16 protein-coding genes are annotated in these 17,173 nt (G+C 38.2%); 15 read left to right on the forward strand and 1 reads right to left on the reverse strand.

Annotated elements, in window-relative coordinates:
• The first annotated feature begins 28 nt into the window (after positions 1 to 28).
• From CYP51_RS03810 to mnmC, 12 genes are all read left to right on the forward strand, one after another.
• The gene (locus CYP51_RS03810; RefSeq protein ID WP_223227429.1) at positions 29 to 358 is read left to right on the forward strand and encodes a hypothetical protein; all 330 of its coding nucleotides are present in this window, start codon (positions 29 to 31) and stop codon (positions 356 to 358) included.
• Entirely contained in the window at positions 358 to 1,545 is a 1,188-nt protein-coding gene (gene trmB, locus CYP51_RS03815; protein WP_103624451.1) for a tRNA (guanosine(46)-N7)-methyltransferase TrmB, read from the forward strand. The genes CYP51_RS03810 and trmB overlap by 1 nt, the downstream gene beginning before the upstream one ends.
• Complete coding sequence (locus tag CYP51_RS03820; RefSeq protein ID WP_021091805.1) at positions 1,529 to 2,200, forward strand: cell division ATP-binding protein FtsE; 672 nt, start codon at positions 1,529 to 1,531, stop codon at positions 2,198 to 2,200. Before trmB ends, CYP51_RS03820 begins: the two co-directional genes overlap by 17 nt.
• A complete protein-coding gene (locus CYP51_RS03825) occupies positions 2,187 to 3,002 on the forward strand; it encodes an FtsX-like permease family protein (RefSeq protein WP_103624452.1) in 816 nt (271 codons plus the stop codon). Before CYP51_RS03820 ends, CYP51_RS03825 begins: the two co-directional genes overlap by 14 nt.
• Entirely contained in the window at positions 2,999 to 4,219 is a 1,221-nt protein-coding gene (locus tag CYP51_RS03830) for a murein hydrolase activator EnvC family protein (protein ID WP_103624453.1), read from the forward strand. The genes CYP51_RS03825 and CYP51_RS03830 overlap by 4 nt, the downstream gene beginning before the upstream one ends.
• Before the next feature lie 73 nt (positions 4,220 to 4,292).
• Positions 4,293 to 5,009, forward strand: a complete 717-nt coding sequence (gene pyrH, locus CYP51_RS03835) for a UMP kinase (protein ID WP_103624454.1) — start codon at positions 4,293 to 4,295, stop codon at positions 5,007 to 5,009.
• 18 nt (positions 5,010 to 5,027) lie between these two features.
• Positions 5,028 to 5,243: a DNA-directed RNA polymerase subunit omega gene (locus CYP51_RS03840; RefSeq protein WP_084041541.1), complete on the forward strand. Its 216-nt coding sequence runs from the start codon at positions 5,028 to 5,030 to the stop codon at positions 5,241 to 5,243.
• Complete coding sequence (locus CYP51_RS03845) at positions 5,230 to 7,419, forward strand: RelA/SpoT family protein (protein WP_103624455.1); 2,190 nt, start codon at positions 5,230 to 5,232, stop codon at positions 7,417 to 7,419. Before CYP51_RS03840 ends, CYP51_RS03845 begins: the two co-directional genes overlap by 14 nt.
• 10 nt (positions 7,420 to 7,429) lie before the next feature.
• Positions 7,430 to 8,635: a tyrosine--tRNA ligase gene (tyrS, locus tag CYP51_RS03850; protein ID WP_103624456.1), complete on the forward strand. Its 1,206-nt coding sequence runs from the start codon at positions 7,430 to 7,432 to the stop codon at positions 8,633 to 8,635.
• Entirely contained in the window at positions 8,636 to 9,727 is a 1,092-nt protein-coding gene (locus tag CYP51_RS03855) for a nitronate monooxygenase (RefSeq protein ID WP_103624457.1), read from the forward strand.
• Positions 9,724 to 11,166: an N-acetylmuramoyl-L-alanine amidase family protein gene (locus tag CYP51_RS03860; RefSeq protein ID WP_103624458.1), complete on the forward strand. Its 1,443-nt coding sequence runs from the start codon at positions 9,724 to 9,726 to the stop codon at positions 11,164 to 11,166. The genes CYP51_RS03855 and CYP51_RS03860 overlap by 4 nt, the downstream gene beginning before the upstream one ends.
• Positions 11,163 to 13,031, forward strand: coding sequence for a bifunctional tRNA (5-methylaminomethyl-2-thiouridine)(34)-methyltransferase MnmD/FAD-dependent 5-carboxymethylaminomethyl-2-thiouridine(34) oxidoreductase MnmC (gene mnmC / locus CYP51_RS03865; protein WP_103624459.1), 1,869 nt, complete (start codon positions 11,163 to 11,165; stop codon positions 13,029 to 13,031). Before CYP51_RS03860 ends, mnmC begins: the two co-directional genes overlap by 4 nt.
• 58 nt (positions 13,032 to 13,089) lie before the next feature.
• On the opposite strand, the gene putP is transcribed toward mnmC, so the two are convergent.
• The gene (putP, locus tag CYP51_RS03870; protein ID WP_103624460.1) at positions 13,090 to 14,577 is read right to left on the reverse strand and encodes a sodium/proline symporter PutP; all 1,488 of its coding nucleotides are present in this window, start codon (positions 14,575 to 14,577) and stop codon (positions 13,090 to 13,092) included.
• A gap of 150 nt (positions 14,578 to 14,727) precedes the next feature.
• Here putP and CYP51_RS03875 point away from each other — a divergent pair, with 150 nt between their 5' ends.
• The 3 genes from CYP51_RS03875 to CYP51_RS03885 are packed head-to-tail and all read left to right on the forward strand — an operon-like array spanning position 14,728 to position 16,944.
• A complete protein-coding gene (locus CYP51_RS03875) occupies positions 14,728 to 15,438 on the forward strand; it encodes an amino acid ABC transporter permease (RefSeq protein ID WP_103624461.1) in 711 nt (236 codons plus the stop codon).
• The gene (locus CYP51_RS03880; protein ID WP_103624462.1) at positions 15,431 to 16,159 is read left to right on the forward strand and encodes an amino acid ABC transporter ATP-binding protein; all 729 of its coding nucleotides are present in this window, start codon (positions 15,431 to 15,433) and stop codon (positions 16,157 to 16,159) included. Before CYP51_RS03875 ends, CYP51_RS03880 begins: the two co-directional genes overlap by 8 nt.
• 11 nt (positions 16,160 to 16,170) lie before the next feature.
• Positions 16,171 to 16,944 (forward strand): basic amino acid ABC transporter substrate-binding protein, encoded by a 774-nt coding sequence (locus tag CYP51_RS03885; RefSeq protein ID WP_103624463.1) that lies wholly within the window; start codon positions 16,171 to 16,173, stop codon positions 16,942 to 16,944.
• Positions 16,945 to 17,173: the final 229 nt, after the last annotated feature.

Below are 17,173 nucleotides of genomic sequence, written 5' to 3' on the forward strand. Positions count from 1 at the left end.
CACAAACGCAGCGACAAGGTATTATAGAGTGACAGCTGTCGATAAAGACGGCCTTGAGAGCTTAAAACAAGAAGAGCCGATTGTTGGTAGCACACTTGGCGCACCAAAAACTCCAAGCATAAGCGCTAGCTACGATGGCAGCGGCGTAAATGTAAGCTGGAACGCAGTTGATAGAGCTAGCTCATACACAGTTTATCGAAGTGGTGCTAGCGAGAAAGTCTTTAGCGGTATAAGTGATACTGGGCTTAGAGATGACAGCGTTCAAAAAGGAGCTAGCTACTCTTACAGCGTCGTAGCAGTTGATGAGTACGGCATCGCCTCTGATAAGTCATCAAAAGCAGAAGTTAGCATAAAATAATGCCAAATTTCATCGCTTCGTCCCTAAAAGAGCTCTCGTTTCCATTTGGTAACGACAAGATCAAATTTTTTTGGCAAGCAAGTGGCCGAAACGAGAGGCTCATCTACACAAAAAATGAAGATGAAGGCTTTTTTCTAGTCGTAAAAGGCGGCAAAAACGGCGTTGTAGTAAAGGGAGAAAAGCTTACAAAGCCAGCTAAAGTGGGCCTTTTACAAGAGGCATTGGAGCTTTTTAAAGAGCAAAGTTGTAACGCTGTCATCAGCCAAGCATTTGCTGTAAAAAAGACAAATTTGACCAAAAAAGTGAGTGAAATTTTAAGCCTTGAAGAGTTTGCGCCAGCTTTTTGCGAGCTAAAAGATAAATTTAAAGAGATTTTTATCGAGATAGGCTTTGGCTCTGGCAGACACTTGCTCTATCAGGCTAAAAACAACCCAAAAGCCATAGTTATCGGCATAGAGGTCTATAAACCAAGCATTGAGCAAGCAGCAAAGCTAGCTAGGGCAAGTGCCCTAGAAAACGTGCGGCTGATAAATACTGACGCAAGGCTTTTGCTCTCGCTTGTCGGATCAAATTTAGTTGATAGAGTATTTTTGCACTTTCCGGTGCCTTGGGATAAGGCTGAGCATAGACGCGTGGTCTCAACGGCGTTTGCGCTTGAGTGCGAGAGGATACTAAAAGTGGGTGGTAAATTTGAGCTAAGAACTGATAGCAAGGAGTATTGCGACTTTAGTTTGAGTAAATTTTTAGAGCCAGCAAACTCAAAAATAGAAGCTTTCAAAAATAGAAATTTAGAAGTAACTAGTAAGTACGAAGACCGCTGGAGACGCCAAGATAAGGATATTTACGATGTCGTTTATACTTGCGAGGTTGAAAGTGACGAGAGTGTTTTAGCTGGGGATTTTGACTTTAAAGAAAAGACAAGCGTAAAAAATATCATTAAAAATTTTAAAAATTTCATCATAAAAAAAGAAGATTATTTTTTACATTTTGAAGAAATTTACACCATAAACGAGGGTGAAATTTTGTTAAAAGTTGCTTTTGGAGCATTTAATAAACCTGAGCAATGTTTTATCAAAATAAGTGATGAAAAAAGCGAATATTTTATAAAAAAACCGATCTTAATTCGTGAGAATTTAGCTGCACACGAGCTTTTGAAGGAGTATTTGGCTGATGCAAGAGATAATTAGTGCAAGGAATTTGAGCCTAGCTTATGAACGCGATGAAATCGTAATTAATAGCGTCAATTTAGATATTTACGCAAATGATTTTGTCTTTATCACAGGCAAGAGCGGAAGTGGAAAAAGCACGCTTTTAAAATCATTTTACGGAGAAATTTCACCCCTTGCTGGGGAGCTAAATGTCTGCATGACACAAATGGATGACATCGATGATAAAAGACTTTGTGAGCTTAGGCAGCGAGTTGGCATTATATTTCAAAATTATCGTTTGATAAATGAATGGAATGTCGAAAGAAACGTCATGTTGCCCCTCATCATCAAAGGCATCAATCAAAATGTGAGTAAAAAGCAAGTAGCAAAGCTTTTAAAGCATGTAAATATGCTTCACAAGGCAGATAAATACCCTCGTGAGCTAAGTGGTGGTGAGCAGCAAAGAGTTGCCATGGCAAGGGCACTGGCACATAATCCAAATTTGCTTTTATGCGACGAGCCAACAGGAAATTTAGACGAATACTCAAGCGATGTCATCTGGTCACTTTTAAAATCAGCTAGGGAATTTTTAGGTACGAGCGTTGTTGTGGTGACTCACCACATCCCATCAACGCTTCGTATCCCGTACCGTCACTTCGTCATAGAAAATGGAGGCGTGCATGAGATCGCTTAAGAATCATCTTGGATTCATCTTGCCGTTAATCGCGCTTTTGTTTTCAGTGCAGTTTAGCCTAACTGCTGATAAGGTTGTGAGAGATTATGAAAGGCTCATGGGAAATGACTACAACATCGTCATAGTTTCAAGTAAAGAGCTTAGTGATGCTATTTTAAAGCCGGTGGTTAGCAATCTATCTAGCCTCGAGCCACTAAGCCCACAAAAGATCATTGACCGCCTCTCAAACGACATCTCTGCTAAAAATTTATCCATACTGCAAAATGCGCTACCTAAATTTTACTCGCTAAAACTTAGTGAATTTCCGACACCGCAGTACATGGATGAGCTAAAGCAAAAACTTTTAAAATTTGATGGAATCACAAAGGTCGAGACATTTTCAAAGACTCACGATAAGGTCTTTAAAATGCTAAATTTAGCAAAAAGCATATCGTATGCTTTTATGGCGATACTTTGTGTTGTTGGGCTTATGCTTATGCTAAAGCAGGCTAAAATTTGGCTATTTGAGCATAGGGAGCGCATTGAGATTATGACGCTTTTTGGAGCACCATTTTGGCTAAAATCAGCCATGCTTTACAAATCAGCTATGGTTGATAGTCTAGTTGCGACCACTGCAGTCGGTGCATTTTTCTTTTTCTTGCCTAGCATTGAAATTTTTAGAGAAAATGCCGCAAGCATCGATGTAGTATTGCCTAGCCTTGATCCTTCAAGGGATATTTTTATTTTATTTGGCGTGGCTATATTTTTAAGCATTTTTGCTGTTAGTTTGGTGATGAGTAAGGCTAGAAAAAGCACGATATGAGAAAAGGAATTTTTACATTTTTGCTAGCTTTTAGCTTAGCTTTTGCGTCAAATACCAAAGAGAAGATCAAAGACTCCAAAAACTCATTAAGGTCGAGTCAGGCGATAAGTGAGCAGCTTAGTAAAAAGCTAGATGATTTGGCTGGTGATATCGTAAATGGCGAGAAAAAACTTCGAGGTATAAGTGGTGATATCACAAATTTAAAGGGTCAAATTTCAGTCCTTGAGACAAATGCTTCAAAAGCACTTATTGAGCTTGATGATCTAACTAAGCAAAACAAAGAGCTAGAGCGCACGCAAAAAGAGCTTGAGCAAAACATGATAAGGATCATCGCAGAAGATTTATCGTTTGATCTTTTGATGTCTGCAACAGAAGGCAAACAAAGCGAGGAGAGTATCATCTCATCTCAAATTTTAACCAAACTAAATGCCATAGCAAAAGAGGATTTTAAAAGACTTAGCCAAAACTATGAAGATACGATTGAGAAGATAAAAAATAAATCAAACAAAATAAGCGAGATAAACTCAAGCATCAAAAACTATAGACGCAAGCAAAGTGACTTGCAAAATTTAGAAAGTACGCAAAAAAATACTATAAACGGACTAAAACGAGATAAAGAAATTTATAGCAAAAAGCTAGCCAAGCTTCAAGCCCAGCAAGATGAGCTAAGAAAGACGCTAGAGCAGCTTGCTATCATGCAAAAACAAGAAGATGAAGCCGCACGTGCTGCTAGAGAAAAACAAGAAAAAGCAGCTGCAAGCAAAGGTGGTAAAAAAGGCGAAAAAAGCCAACCAATGGGTGGAGGCTATCAAACAAGCTCAGTCAAAAAATATTCAGGTGCAAAGACAATCGCTCCTCTTGATAGCTACACCGTAAAGCAAAAATTTGGAAATTATGTAGATCCGATATATAACATAAAAATTTTTAACGAGTCAGTCACGCTTCGCTCAACCACACCAGATGCCAAGGTTAAAAGTGTATTAAATGGCAAAGTGGTCTTTGCAAAGGCAACTCCAATGCTTGAAAATGTAGTCATTATAGAAAATGAAAATGGTATTCACACGATCTATGCTCATCTAAGCCAAATCGCACCGACGGTTAAGGTAGGCTCAGTCGTGCAAAAAGGCTACGTTATAGGCCGAGTTAGAAACGATCTAACCTTTGAAGTGACGCAAAGAAACTACCACATTGATCCACTTGAGATGATCTCAAAATAGCCGCTTTGCAAGTGCTATTAACTAAATTTAAAGCCTTTTTAGCTAGAATGCGTGAATTTCAAGGAGCAAGACAATGAGTAAAAGAAAACGCGTATTGGTTAAATTTTCAGGTGAAGCTTTAGCGGGAGAGAATGGTTTTGGCATAGATACGGCGGTACTTAAATTTATAGCAAATGAGATAAAAGAGCTCATCGAAAATGGTATCGAGGTTGGCATCGTGATAGGTGGTGGCAATATTATACGTGGTGTGAGTGCTGCAAAAGATGGCATAATCAAACGAACGAGCGGCGATCACATGGGCATGCTAGCAACTGTTATAAATTCGATCGCAATGCGTGAAGCTTTAGAGCGAAGCGGGCTAGAGGTAAGAGTGCAAAGTGCAATCAAAATGGAAGCGATCTGTGAAACTTTCATTGTGGGACGTGCACAGCGCCATTTGGAAAAAGGCAGAGTTGTTATATTTGCTGCAGGTACCGGCAATCCTTTCTTTACAACTGATACAGCAGCCACGTTAAGAGCTATTGAAATTGGCTCAGATATGATCATAAAAGCTACAAAAGTTGATGGCGTTTATGATAAAGATCCTAAAAAATTCAAAGATGCAAAACTTTTAAAATCACTAAACTACGAAAAGGCAATGAGCGACGATATCAAGGTTATGGACGACACTGCCATAGCTTTGGCAAAGGACAACTCACTGCCGATTTTGGTTTGTAATATGTTTAAGGCTGGAAATTTATTAAAAATAATAAATGAAGAAGAAGCGGCCCTATACTCAGTAGTAAAATAAATTTTAAAAAGGATAAATATGAGAACAGAACAAATAACAGCAAGAGCGTTAAAGCAAGTTGGTGATGATAGATATAAACTTTCACTTATAGTTGCAAAGCGCGCAGAAGCACTGGCAAACGGAGCTCAAACTCTTGTTAATGCTGATACTTCAAAGATGAAATTTGCTGACATTGCGCTACTTGAAGTAGCTGAGGGTAAAATAGGCTTAGAGGCAATAGTTGAAGGGAAATAGTCTTTTTTTAGAGCAGCTAATAGAACAAATTTTACCTTGTAAAAATGTTTCAGAAGCTATAACGCTGCTCTTTTCTCTTTGCGAACGAAGCGAGAAATTAGACAAAGCTATAGATAGCTGCGTCGCATCTCATGCTGGTCAATACCGCAAAAGTGGCGAGCCATACGCAATCCATCCAATATTGGTAGCATCAATAGTAGCAAATATGGGTGGAGATGAGAGCATGGTCATAGCTGCACTACTTCACGATGTAGTTGAAGATACTGAAGTTACACTTAGCGAAGTTCAGGCTGAATTTGGCGATGAAGTGGCAAAACTGGTTGAAGGGCTTACAAAGATAGTTGCTATAAGAGAAAACAAGCTTGCAAGCTCAAGTAGTAACGAAAAACTAGCAAGCTCGGCGCTAACTTTTAGAAAAATGCTTTTAATCTCCATTGAGGATGTTAGAGTTCTTGTGGTTAAGCTTTGTGACAGGCTTCATAATATGCTAACCCTTGATGCATTAAAAGTAGAAAAACAAAAACGAATTGCTGAAGAGACGCTTATGGTCTATGCTCCGATCGCTCATAGGCTTGGAATTTCATCTATTAAAAACATACTTGAAGATCTAAGTTTTAAATATGCGATGCCAGAAGAATACGCCAAGATCGATAGCTTTTTAAATAAAAATAAACAGCAGCTTAGCCTTAAGCTAAATGCCTTTTACGAGAAAGTAAATCAAATTTTGCTTGAAAATGGCTTTATTGAGGGCACTTTTGAGATACAAAAACGTATAAAACATTACTACTCAATCTATTTAAAAATGCAAAGAAAAGGCATTTCGATTGAAGAGGTGCTTGATTTGCTCGCCATTAGAATTCTTGTGCAAAAGCCGCTTGATTGCTATCTTGCGCTTGGAAATTTGCATATAAATTTTAATCCTCTTATTTCGAGATTTAAGGATTATATTGCACTTCCAAAGCAAAATGGTTATCAAACGATACATACAACTATTTTTGATAATAAGAGTATTTTTGAGGCACAAGTTCGTACTTACGATATGCACAAAACCGCCGAATACGGTGTCGCAGCTCATTGGAAATACAAAAACGGCGAGGGCAGTTTACTAAATCCAAAACTTGACTGGCTAAACGACATTGGTATGCAAAACAATGAAGCTGAAAGTAATGTCGAAGAGCTTTATGAATATGCAAAAGATAGTCTTTATATAGAAGATATTGCGGTCTATTCGCCAAAAGGTGAGGTTTTTACGCTTCCACGCGGGGCTACTGCACTTGATTATGCTTATGAGATTCACACAGAGATCGGACTTTACGCAAAAGAAGCTTATATAAATCGCGTCAGAATGCCACTTTTAACAGAGCTAAAAAACGGCGATATTGTAAGGATCGTAACTGGTGAAGAGGCAAAATTTCGCTGTTCGTGGATAAATAGCGTTCGAACTGGTAAAGCAAGGGCTACGATAAGGACATACTGCAAGCAAAAGATAAAAGATATAAATTATAAAATTGCAGTTGACATTTTAAAGTCGGTTTTTGGTGTTTCGAAAGATAGAATTTTAGACTGGATAGAGCATGAAAATTTAGGCAAAAAAGTTTTTCGTGCTGCAACTGAGAGCGATTTTTTGCAAGAGGTCGTAAATATGCTTAAAAAGTATATAAAAAAAGAGCGTCCTTTTATGATCTCTTTGGGCGACAAATATCAGGTTAAAAAGCAAAAATTTGAAAATATCGTAATCTATTCAAATCATAAAATTTCAAATGTCGAGTTTGACTATTGTTGTAACCCAAAAAGAGGCGATAGTATAGTTGGCTTTAAAAATGGGCACAATGTGACAGTGCATCACAAGCTTTGTGAGCGTGCTGGAAAGCTTATGGATAAGGGCGATGAGATCATCTTTGTCAAATGGACTAGAAATGCCCCACATAGATATAAAATTTTATTAAATCTTGAGAACAGAAAAGGCGCGTTGGCTGAATTTTTAACATATCTTGCTAGACTAGATGTAAATTTGGCTACAATCTCGCTAAATGAAGCAAATGACCTTAGTGGTGACACATTTGAGATAAGTGTTGAGATAGCTGAAAACATCGATGCAAACGAGCTAAGAGAGAAGATCAAAGATAGATATAAGATTATAGATTTCGTTTCGCAAAGCGATCCATACCATAACTAGGAGAAAGATAATGCAAGATATAGCTGAAATTTTACAAGAGATAAAACGCGGTGTTGCCGAGATTATTGACTTTGAAAGAGTTGAGAATTTAATAAAAAACTATTATGAAAAAGGTGAAAATTTCTATGTAAAGGCTGGCTTTGATCCAACTGCTCCAGACCTTCACTTAGGTCACACAGTCGTTTTAAACAAGATGGCACTTCTTCAAAAGCATGGTGCGATCGTGCAGTTTTTAATAGGTGACTTCACTGCTCAAATAGGCGATCCAACCGGTAAATCAGTAACTAGAAAAAAGTTAGATCAAGAGACGGTTTTAAAAAACGCTAAAACCTACGAAGAGCAAGTTTTTAAAATTTTAGATCCAAAAAAGACCGTGATAATGTTTAACTCAAAATGGTCAAATGAGCTTGGAGCTACTGGAATGATAGAGTTAACTAGCACATTTTCAGTCGCTAGAATGCTAGAGCGCGACGACTTTGAAAAAAGGATAAAAGCTGGTAATCCTATATCAATCTCTGAGTTTATGTATCCGCTTCTTCAAGGCTATGATAGCGTTGCTATGAAGTGCGATATCGAGATGGGCGGTACTGATCAGAAATTTAACCTTCTAATGGGTAGAACCTTACAGCGAACATATAATGTTGGCAAAGAGCAAGCTGTCATCATGATGCCACTTCTTGAGGGGCTTGATGGTGTAAATAAGATGAGCAAAAGTCTTGGAAACTATATCGGTGTAACTGAAAATGCAAATGATATGTTCGCAAAAACGCTTAGTATAAGCGATGAGCTAATGTGGCGTTGGTACGAGCTTTTAAGCACAAAAAGCCTTGGCGAGATAGAAAATTTAATGAACGATGTAAAAAATGGCAAGTATCATCCAAAAAAAGCAAAAGAGGACCTTGCGTACGAGATAACAGCGAGATATCACGGCGAGGAGGCTGCAAAAGCTGCGATGGCTGAGTTTAACAGCGTGCACTCTCAAAATCAGCTCCCAACTGATATCAAAGAATTTAGCCTAAAAGCACCAGCGTGGATAGTGGAAGCTTTATCGCAGTGTGAGCTAAGTGAGTCAAATTCTCAAGCAAGACGCGACATAAAGGCAAATGCGGTTAGCATTAATCAAGAAAAGATTAGTGATGAGCAGTTAAAATTAGAGGCAGGTGAATATATCTTGCAAGTCGGAAAGCGTAAATTTGCAAAAGTAAAGGTTGAATAGATGGAGTTAAAGCCATTAAAAATAGGAAAATATGAGATAAAGTATCCGATATTTCAAGGCGGTATGGGACTTGGTATCAGCTGGGACAAACTAGCTGGCAACGTCAGCCTTGAAGGCGGTCTTGGAATAATCAGCTCAGTTGGCACAGGATATTATGAAAATCGTAAATTTATAAACAAAGAGCTAAATGCAAAGCCATTTGGAAGTGAAAATTTCTACTCAACAAGAGGTCTTAGAGCAATTATTGAGAATGCACGAAAAATTTGTGGAGATTTGCCGCTTGGCGTAAATATAATGTATGCTGCAAATGACTACGCAAGAGTGGTAAAAGATGCTTGTGAAGCCGGTATAAATATCATCGTATCAGGTGCTGGACTACCTACGAATTTGCCAGAATTTACACAAAATTTTAAAGAGGTTGCGCTAGTTCCTATTATCTCAAGTGCAAAAGCACTAAAGATCATATGCAAACGCTGGCTACAAAGATATGATCGCTTGCCAGATGCTGTCGTGCTTGAGGGACCACTAAGCGGTGGGCATCAGGGCTTTACTTACGAGCAGTGCCTTGATCCTGAGTTTTCGCTATTTAATCTAATCCCACAAGTAAAGGTCGAGATAAAAGAGTGGGGTGACTTTCCGCTCATCGCAGCTGGTGGAATTTGGGATAAAAATGATATCGAAAAAGCAATATCGCTAGGCGCAGACGGCGTTCAAATGGGCACACGCTTTATCGGCACTCATGAGTGTGACGCAGATATTGGATTTAAAGAAGTGATACTAGCAGCCGAGGAAAAAGACATAGAGCTTATAAAAAGTCCAGTTGGCTATCCGGCTCGTGGGATTAGAACAAATTTGATAAATTTGGTAGAAAAAAGGATGGGACCAAAGATCCAGTGTATAAGCAACTGCGTGAGCCCTTGTCAAAGGGGCAAAGGGGCTAAAGAGGTTGGATATTGCATCGCTGATAGGCTGTTTGACTCATTTAGTGGCAAAAAAGAGACTGGGTTATTTTTCACAGGAGCAAACGGATATAAACTAAAAGAGCTAATAAGCGTAAAAGAGCTAATGCACAAGCTGGTACATGGTGAATGAAACGAGCGATAATCCTCTTTTTTATTGTTTGTAGTTTTCTTTTTGCCGCGACAAATTCTGAGATATTTGCAAAATTTGATAAAAATTTTGCCAGCTCAAGCAGAAGTGCAAAGATTAAATTTCACAACGATATAAAAGATATTTATGTCGACGCGATCATAAAAAATGACAAAAATATAAAAAAACAAGCACTCACAAGGCTTATAACCAGCTCAAAATCGCTTGGTTTTGATTCAAGTGGGTATATAAAAGATCTAAATGCACTAAATGGTGTAAAGAGCGCTAGTACGCCTAGCGCTACTACTTTGACGCTGCTTAGTGCAACCAAGGTAAATGACACTTTGGTGCTTAAGTTTAATACAAAAATCGATACTGCAAAACTAAAAACATCCTTTTTAAAGCAACAAAATACATATAAAAACATTATGGATATCGATGGTAGATTAAACGGCAATCCGCTAACTTATAAAAATTTCATATCTGATTACATTCACATCTCGCAGTATGATAAAAACACTGTTAGAGTTATTTTTTCTGATAAGATCCAAAAGACTATAAAAGCAAATGCAACAGGTGATCTGCTTGTAATCAGCACTCAAAATTTTATCTCAAACGAAAATGTAAAAACACCACTTCATAAAACTAAAAACAAAAATGAAGAAGTGCCACACAAAGAGCCTGAGCCAAATTTAAAGCCGCAGTCTGCACAAAGTGAGCCAGTGGCAGCACCTTTGCCACCAGTTGCGACTGGTAAATTTTTACGCAACAAAACGATTGTCATCGATCCAGGTCATGGTGGCACTGATCCAGGTGCAGTAAATGGCAAGCTTCAGGAAAAAACTGCGGTTTTAGGTGTAGCCAAAAAGCTTGGCGACATACTAAAAGCGCGTGGCTACAAGGTCTATTTTACTAGATCAACCGATGTCTTTATAAATTTAAGAACAAGAACAAAATTTGCAAATGATAAGATGGCTGATCTATTTGTTTCCATTCACGCAAATGCCGCTCCAAATGCCACAAAGGCAAAGAGTATGCACGGCATTGAGACATTTTTCTTATCGCCTGCAAGAAGTGAACGTAGTAAAAACGCAGCCGCGCTTGAGAACAAATCAGATATTGAAGAGATGAATTACTTTTCACAGCAGACATTTCTAAATGTACTAAATCGCGAGAAGATTATCGCGTCAAATAAGCTTGGCATCGATATCCAAAAAGAAATTTTAGCAAGTGCTAGAAAAGTCTATGCTGCAAGTGACGGCAGTGTGAGAGAGGCGCCGTTTTGGGTACTTGTTGGTGCTCTTATGCCAGCAGTTCTTGTTGAGATCGGCTATATCACGCATCCAGTTGAGGGCGAGAAGCTCTTTAATGATGCATATCAAAATGCCCTTGCAAACGGCATAGCAAACGGCATAGATGGATATTTCGCAAAAAATAGATGAAAAATGCAAATTTAAGCTTCAAGGGACAAATTCCATTTAACGAGGAGTTTGGTGACATCTACTTTAATACCGACAAACCTTGGCTTGAGAGCGAATTTGTCTTTGCAAGCGCACTTGATGAAATTTGGCAGAGTAAAGATAGCTTCATCGTCGCTGAGACTGGCTTTGGTGCTGGACTAAATTTCTTTACACTTTGTAAGAAATTTAAAAATAGCTCTAAAAAACTTCACTTTGTTAGTATCGAAAAAACCCCTATTAAAAAAGATGATCTTTTAAAAATTTATGAAAATTTAGGCATTTTTAAAGCTTATGCCAAAAAGCTGGTTTCGCTCTACCCGCCGCTTATTGAGGGTATACACCGTATAAATTTTGCCCCAAATATTACACTTGATCTTTGCTACGGTGAGGCTAAAGAAATTTTACCTGAGCTTGATTTTATTGCCGACATCTGGTTTCTAGACGGCTTTGCTCCAAGTAAAAATGGCTCAATCTGGAGCAAAGAAATTTTTAGAGAGATCGCAAGACTAAGCAGAGTTGGTACTATTGCTAGAACCTACTCATGCGCAAAAATGGTAAAGGACAGTCTAAAGGGTGCTGGCTTTTTGCTGAATCTAAAAGAGGGCTATGCTAGAAAACGTCAGATGAGTAGTGCCGTGCTAGAAAAAAAGGATGAAAATTTAAAGGATGCTTGGTTTGCAAGATGTGAGCCACTGGCTAAGCCAAAAGGCAAAACAGCACTTATCATAGGAGCTGGCGTGGCCGGACTTGCAACAGCTGGCGAGCTAGCCAAAAATGGCTTTAAGGTTGTGATCACTGAGGCAAAGGGTGAAGTGGCTACAAATGGCTCAGGTAATCACTGTGGCACTTTGATGCCGTTAGTTACTAAGCCTGGGGTAAATTTAGGCCGCATGCATTTAAACGCATTTTTGCAAGCAGTGAGATTTTACAAGGCAACTTTGCTAAAAAGCCTTATTAAATTTAGTGGCTGCATCGACTACGCATTTGATGATGAGCTCATCAAAAGATATGGCTCGTGGCAAACTCAAAGCGTAGAGGATATTTTCAAATTCGATGAGAGCCTAAAGCCATATCCTGGGATATTTATAAAAGATGGTGCATACGCTAGGCCAAGAGAAATTTGTAAATTTTTATCAGGCAGTTTTGAAATTTTATTTAATCACGAGTATGAGAGTAGAGCGCATCTACAAAACGGCAAGATAAGTGTTAAATTTAAAAATGGTAAAAATTTAGAGACCGATATTTTGGTCTTTTGCACTGGCAGTAAGAGCAGTGAAATTTTTAAGGACTACGACATGCAAATAAGCAGTGTCCGAGGCCAAGTCACGCACCTAAAACCAGTGCTAAAAAATACCATGCCGCTAAGCGCAAAAGGCTACATATGCCCAGCCGTAAAAGGTGTGCAAGTTATCGGTGCTACTTATGCCAGAAATGAAATTTGTGATACGCCTAAAGTTGAAGATAACGCTAAAAATTTAAGCGATGTAGGTGAGTTTTTTGACACTACAAAAGCCGCCATTATCGGCTCACGTGTGGGATATAGAAGCTACAGCGGAGATAGGTTTCCGATAATTGGCGCCTTGCATGACGAAGAATTTTACAAGCAAAACTACAAAGGGCTATTTTGGAGCAAAAATAAAGATAACAATCCAAAAGCAAGCTACGAAAAAAATGTCTTTGTAAATTTTGCTCACGGCTCGCGAGGTCTTTGCACAGCGATACTTGGAGCAAATTTGATAGCTGATCTTGTACTCGATCGTCCACTTTGTATAGAAAGATCGCTATTTCATGAGCTTCATCCAGCTAGATTTTTGATAAGAAAACTAAAAAAGGGATTAAAATTTTAAGAGAGAATTAGTAAAAATTCCTAGCACAAGATACTAGGAATTTCTTATAAGATAAGGCCTAAAGCCTTGTTTTCATCTTTTCAAATTCATCTTTTATGACTTGCTCGTGAGGTTCGCTCGTCATTTTATTTATCGCATCTCCCCAGATACTTACGCTAATGATCGCTATGCAAGACGCTATGATGCCAGGCAAAATTTCATAAACATAAGCGTTTAGTCCTGAAGTGATCCAAAATATTACGGTTGCGCCTCCGGCCATCATACCGGCTAATGCTCCAAGTGCACTCATGCGCTTCCAGTAAAGGCTAAAAAGTAGCACTGGTCCAAAGCTCGCACCAAATCCAGCCCAAGCGTTGCCAACGACATTTAGAACATTATCTGTTGAGATAAAGGCAAGTATGGTAGCAACTATGGCCACTACTACGACAGCATAGCGACTGATCGCTGTTTGTGTATTTTGACTAATCTCTTTTTTATAGAATGCAAAGATAAAATCCTTTGTTACCGAGCTAGACGTAACTAAAAGCTGACTTGAGATAGTACTCATGATCGCTGAAAGCACAGCTGAGATGATAATGCCTATAAAAAATGGTGGGAAAAGTAGCTCACCAAGCTTTAAAAACACAGTCTCAGGATCGCTAAGCCCGCCTCTTTGACCAAAGTAGACAAAGCCGATAAGTCCGCTCATAATTGCGCCTAGTAGGCCGATCGTCATCCAGCCAATGCCGATCCTTCTTGCCTTAGCAAGCTCTTTTGAATCGCGTATCGCCATAAATCTAACAATGATGTGTGGCTGACCAAAATAGCCAAATCCCCAAGCCATAAGTCCTAAAATTCCCCAAAAAGTTTGATCTCTAAATGGATTTAGGTGATTTGCATCAAGCTTGCTTATCTCTTTTAGTAAATTTGTATCGCTTGGCAAGTCTAAATTTAGATATGCCACGACTGGGATCGAGACTAGGACACAAAACATCAAAAGCCCCTGAAATGCGTCAGTTATACTAACTGCTTTAAATCCACCAAAAAATGTGTAAAAGACTACGATAACAAGTGTAAAGACCGCTCCGTAGGCAAATTTTAAACCAAAAAAGCTCTCGAAAGTCTTGCCACCAGCGATGATGCCGCTACTTACATAAAGTGTGAAAAAGATCAAAATGATAAGACCAGAGATGATTCTTAAAAATTTAGTCCTATCTTTAAAGCGATTTTCTAAAAAATCTGGTATTGTGATGCTATCACTCGCAACTTCAGTATAAATTCTAAGCCTCTTTGCTAAAAATAGATAGTTGCAGTAAGCTCCAATGATAAGACCGATTATCATCCACACATTTGCTATGCCAGTTGCGTATAAAGCTCCGGGCACGCCAAGTAGCATCCAACCACTCATATCAGAAGCACCAGCACTAAGTGCAGTAACTACTGGACCCATTCGACGGTTATCTAGCAGATACTCGTTCATACTTGCATTTTTATCGTAGAAATATCGTCCGATAAAGAGCAAAAAGCCAAAATAGATGGCGATGGCTAAATAAGACCCAAAGCTCATAAATTTCCTTTCAAATTAAGATAAATGGCTTATGTTAATATAATTTTTTTAAAATTACAACATTCAGCGCCGATCCTTAAACGCTTTTAAGCAAAATGATATAAATTTTTTCGTATTATTTAAAGCCATATTTTAAAGAGAAGGACGAAGTTGAAGGCTCAAAATTTAGCTAAATTTCTGTTTTTTATAACAATCGTCTCATTGGGTGCATATTTTTTCTATCCAAGAGAGCTTAGCGAGGCTCAAGAGCTCGCATATATCAAGAGCTACGGAGTAACATTGGGACTTACTATCGGCGGTGTCGCCATAGGTATTACGCTTGGATTTATCTTAGCGTTTGTTAAATTTCTAAACATCAAAGTCATAAATTTTATAATAGACGAATATATCGATATCTTACGTGGAACGCCTGTAATACTTCAACTTCTTATATTTTCAGTGGTCATTTTTGCCACTTGGAGTGATAACTTCTATGTCGCTGTGATCGCACTTGGACTAAATAGCTCGGCATACGTGGCTGAGATCGTAAGAAGCGGTATAAATAGTGTTGATAAAGGCCAAATGGAGGCAGCTCGCGCGATGGGCCTAAACTACTATGTTTCGATGCGTGAGGTGGTCTTTCCGCAAGCTACAAAAAACATCTTGCCAGCACTTGCAAACGAATTTATCTCGCTTTTTAAAGAAACTTCGGTCGTTGGCTACATAAGCGTCGTTGATATCACAATGCAAAGTAAGAGCTTGCAGGCGGTATTTTATAGCCCAGAGCCAGTCATTTTTACAGGTATTGTCTATTATGTGAGTGTTAAATTTTTTACACTTTTAGCAAAACTACTCGAGAGGAGATTAAACCGCCATGATTGAGATTAAAAATTTAAACAAAAGTTATGGCGATTTGTGTGTTTTAAATGATATTAGCGTAGATATAAAAAAGGGTGAAGTTATAGCGATAATTGGTCCAAGTGGTGGTGGAAAAAGCACATTTTTACGCTGCATAAACCGCCTTGAGGAGCCAGATAGTGGACACATAAAGATAAATGGCGAAGATATTTTAGATAAAAAATCAGACATAAATAAAATTCGCCAAAAAGTGAGCATGGTTTTTCAGCACTTTAATCTTTTTGCAAATAAAAACGTCTTGCAAAATTTAACTCTAGCTCCGATAAAAGCGGGAATTTTAGATAAAGCAAGTGCAGAAAAAAGAGCTGATGAGTTGCTAAAAAGTGTTGGGCTAAGCGATAAGAAATTTGCCTATCCGCACAAGCTTTCAGGTGGACAGAAGCAACGTATTGCGATCGCTAGAAGCCTAGCGATGGAGCCAGAAGTGATACTTTTTGATGAACCGACAAGTGCGCTTGATCCTGAGATGATCGGAGAGGTACTTGATATTATGAAAGATGTTGCTGCAAGGGGTATAACAATGCTTGTGGTTACCCATGAAATGGGCTTTGCAAGGAATGTGGCAAATAGAATTTTCTTTATGGATAAAGGTAAAATAGCAGTTGATGACACACCAAAAAATGTCTTTACAAATCCACAACATGAGCGTTTAAAAGAGTTTTTAGGCAAAATTTTAAATCATTAAAGGAGTAGAAAATGAGTAAAATTTTAAAATTTTTGATGGCAAGTTTGGTTTTATTTTTACTAGGTTGTGGCGATGACGCTAATAAAAAAAATACAGCAAATAATGCCGAAGAAGCTAGTAAAAATGTAGTTTATAAAGTTGGCTCGAGCGCTGACTATCCACCTTTTGAATATCTTGATGAAAACAATAAAATTGTTGGCTTTGAGATAGATTTATTAAATGAGATTACCAAAAAAACTGGAATAAAATTTGATGTTGCAAATATGAGCTTTGATGGACTGATATCAGCATTAAAAACCGGTAAAATCGATATTGCCATAAGCGGAATGAGCGCAACTGATGAGAGAAGGAAATCGGTTGATTTTACCAAGCCATATTATTTTTCAGAAAATTTATTTATCCGCAAAAAAGGCTCAGATGTAAATAAAGACAACCTTAAGGATAAGAAAATTTCAGCTCAAGTTGGAACATTGCAAGAAGAAGCAGCCAAAAGCATAACTACCAAGGCGATACCTGCTGAAAATGTAGCAGCTGCTATCATGTCACTAAACGCTGGCAAAATCGACGTTGTGCTAACTGATAGTCCGATAGGAGTTGAATATTTAAAACAAAATCCAGATTTGGAAGAATTTTTAAGAGTTCCTGATGGCACGGAAGGATTTGCAATGGCGTTTGATAAAGGCAAACACACTGAGCTTATCAAGAAGATAGACGCAGCGATCGATGAGCTGCAAAAATCTGGCGAATTTGACAAAATGCTAGATAAATATGGATTAAAGAAATAAATCTAAATACAAAATTTGCAGAGAAGCAGGAATTCTCTGCAAAAACTCACTTTTTTCTAATTTTTAAAATTTAACATCTTTTAAAAGTAAAATTAATAAAATGACTTAATTATTTTCAAGGAGAAAAAATGAAGCTTCTCAGGATGAGAACGGCATTTATTTTAAATGTGCTATTTTCTATTTGTATGTATCACAATTTTGTTAAAAAATTACTACTAATTAATAAAGC

Origin of the sequence: Campylobacter concisus, from assembly GCF_002912895.1 — a bacterium.
GTDB classification, from domain to species: domain Bacteria; phylum Campylobacterota; class Campylobacteria; order Campylobacterales; family Campylobacteraceae; genus Campylobacter_A; species Campylobacter_A concisus_G.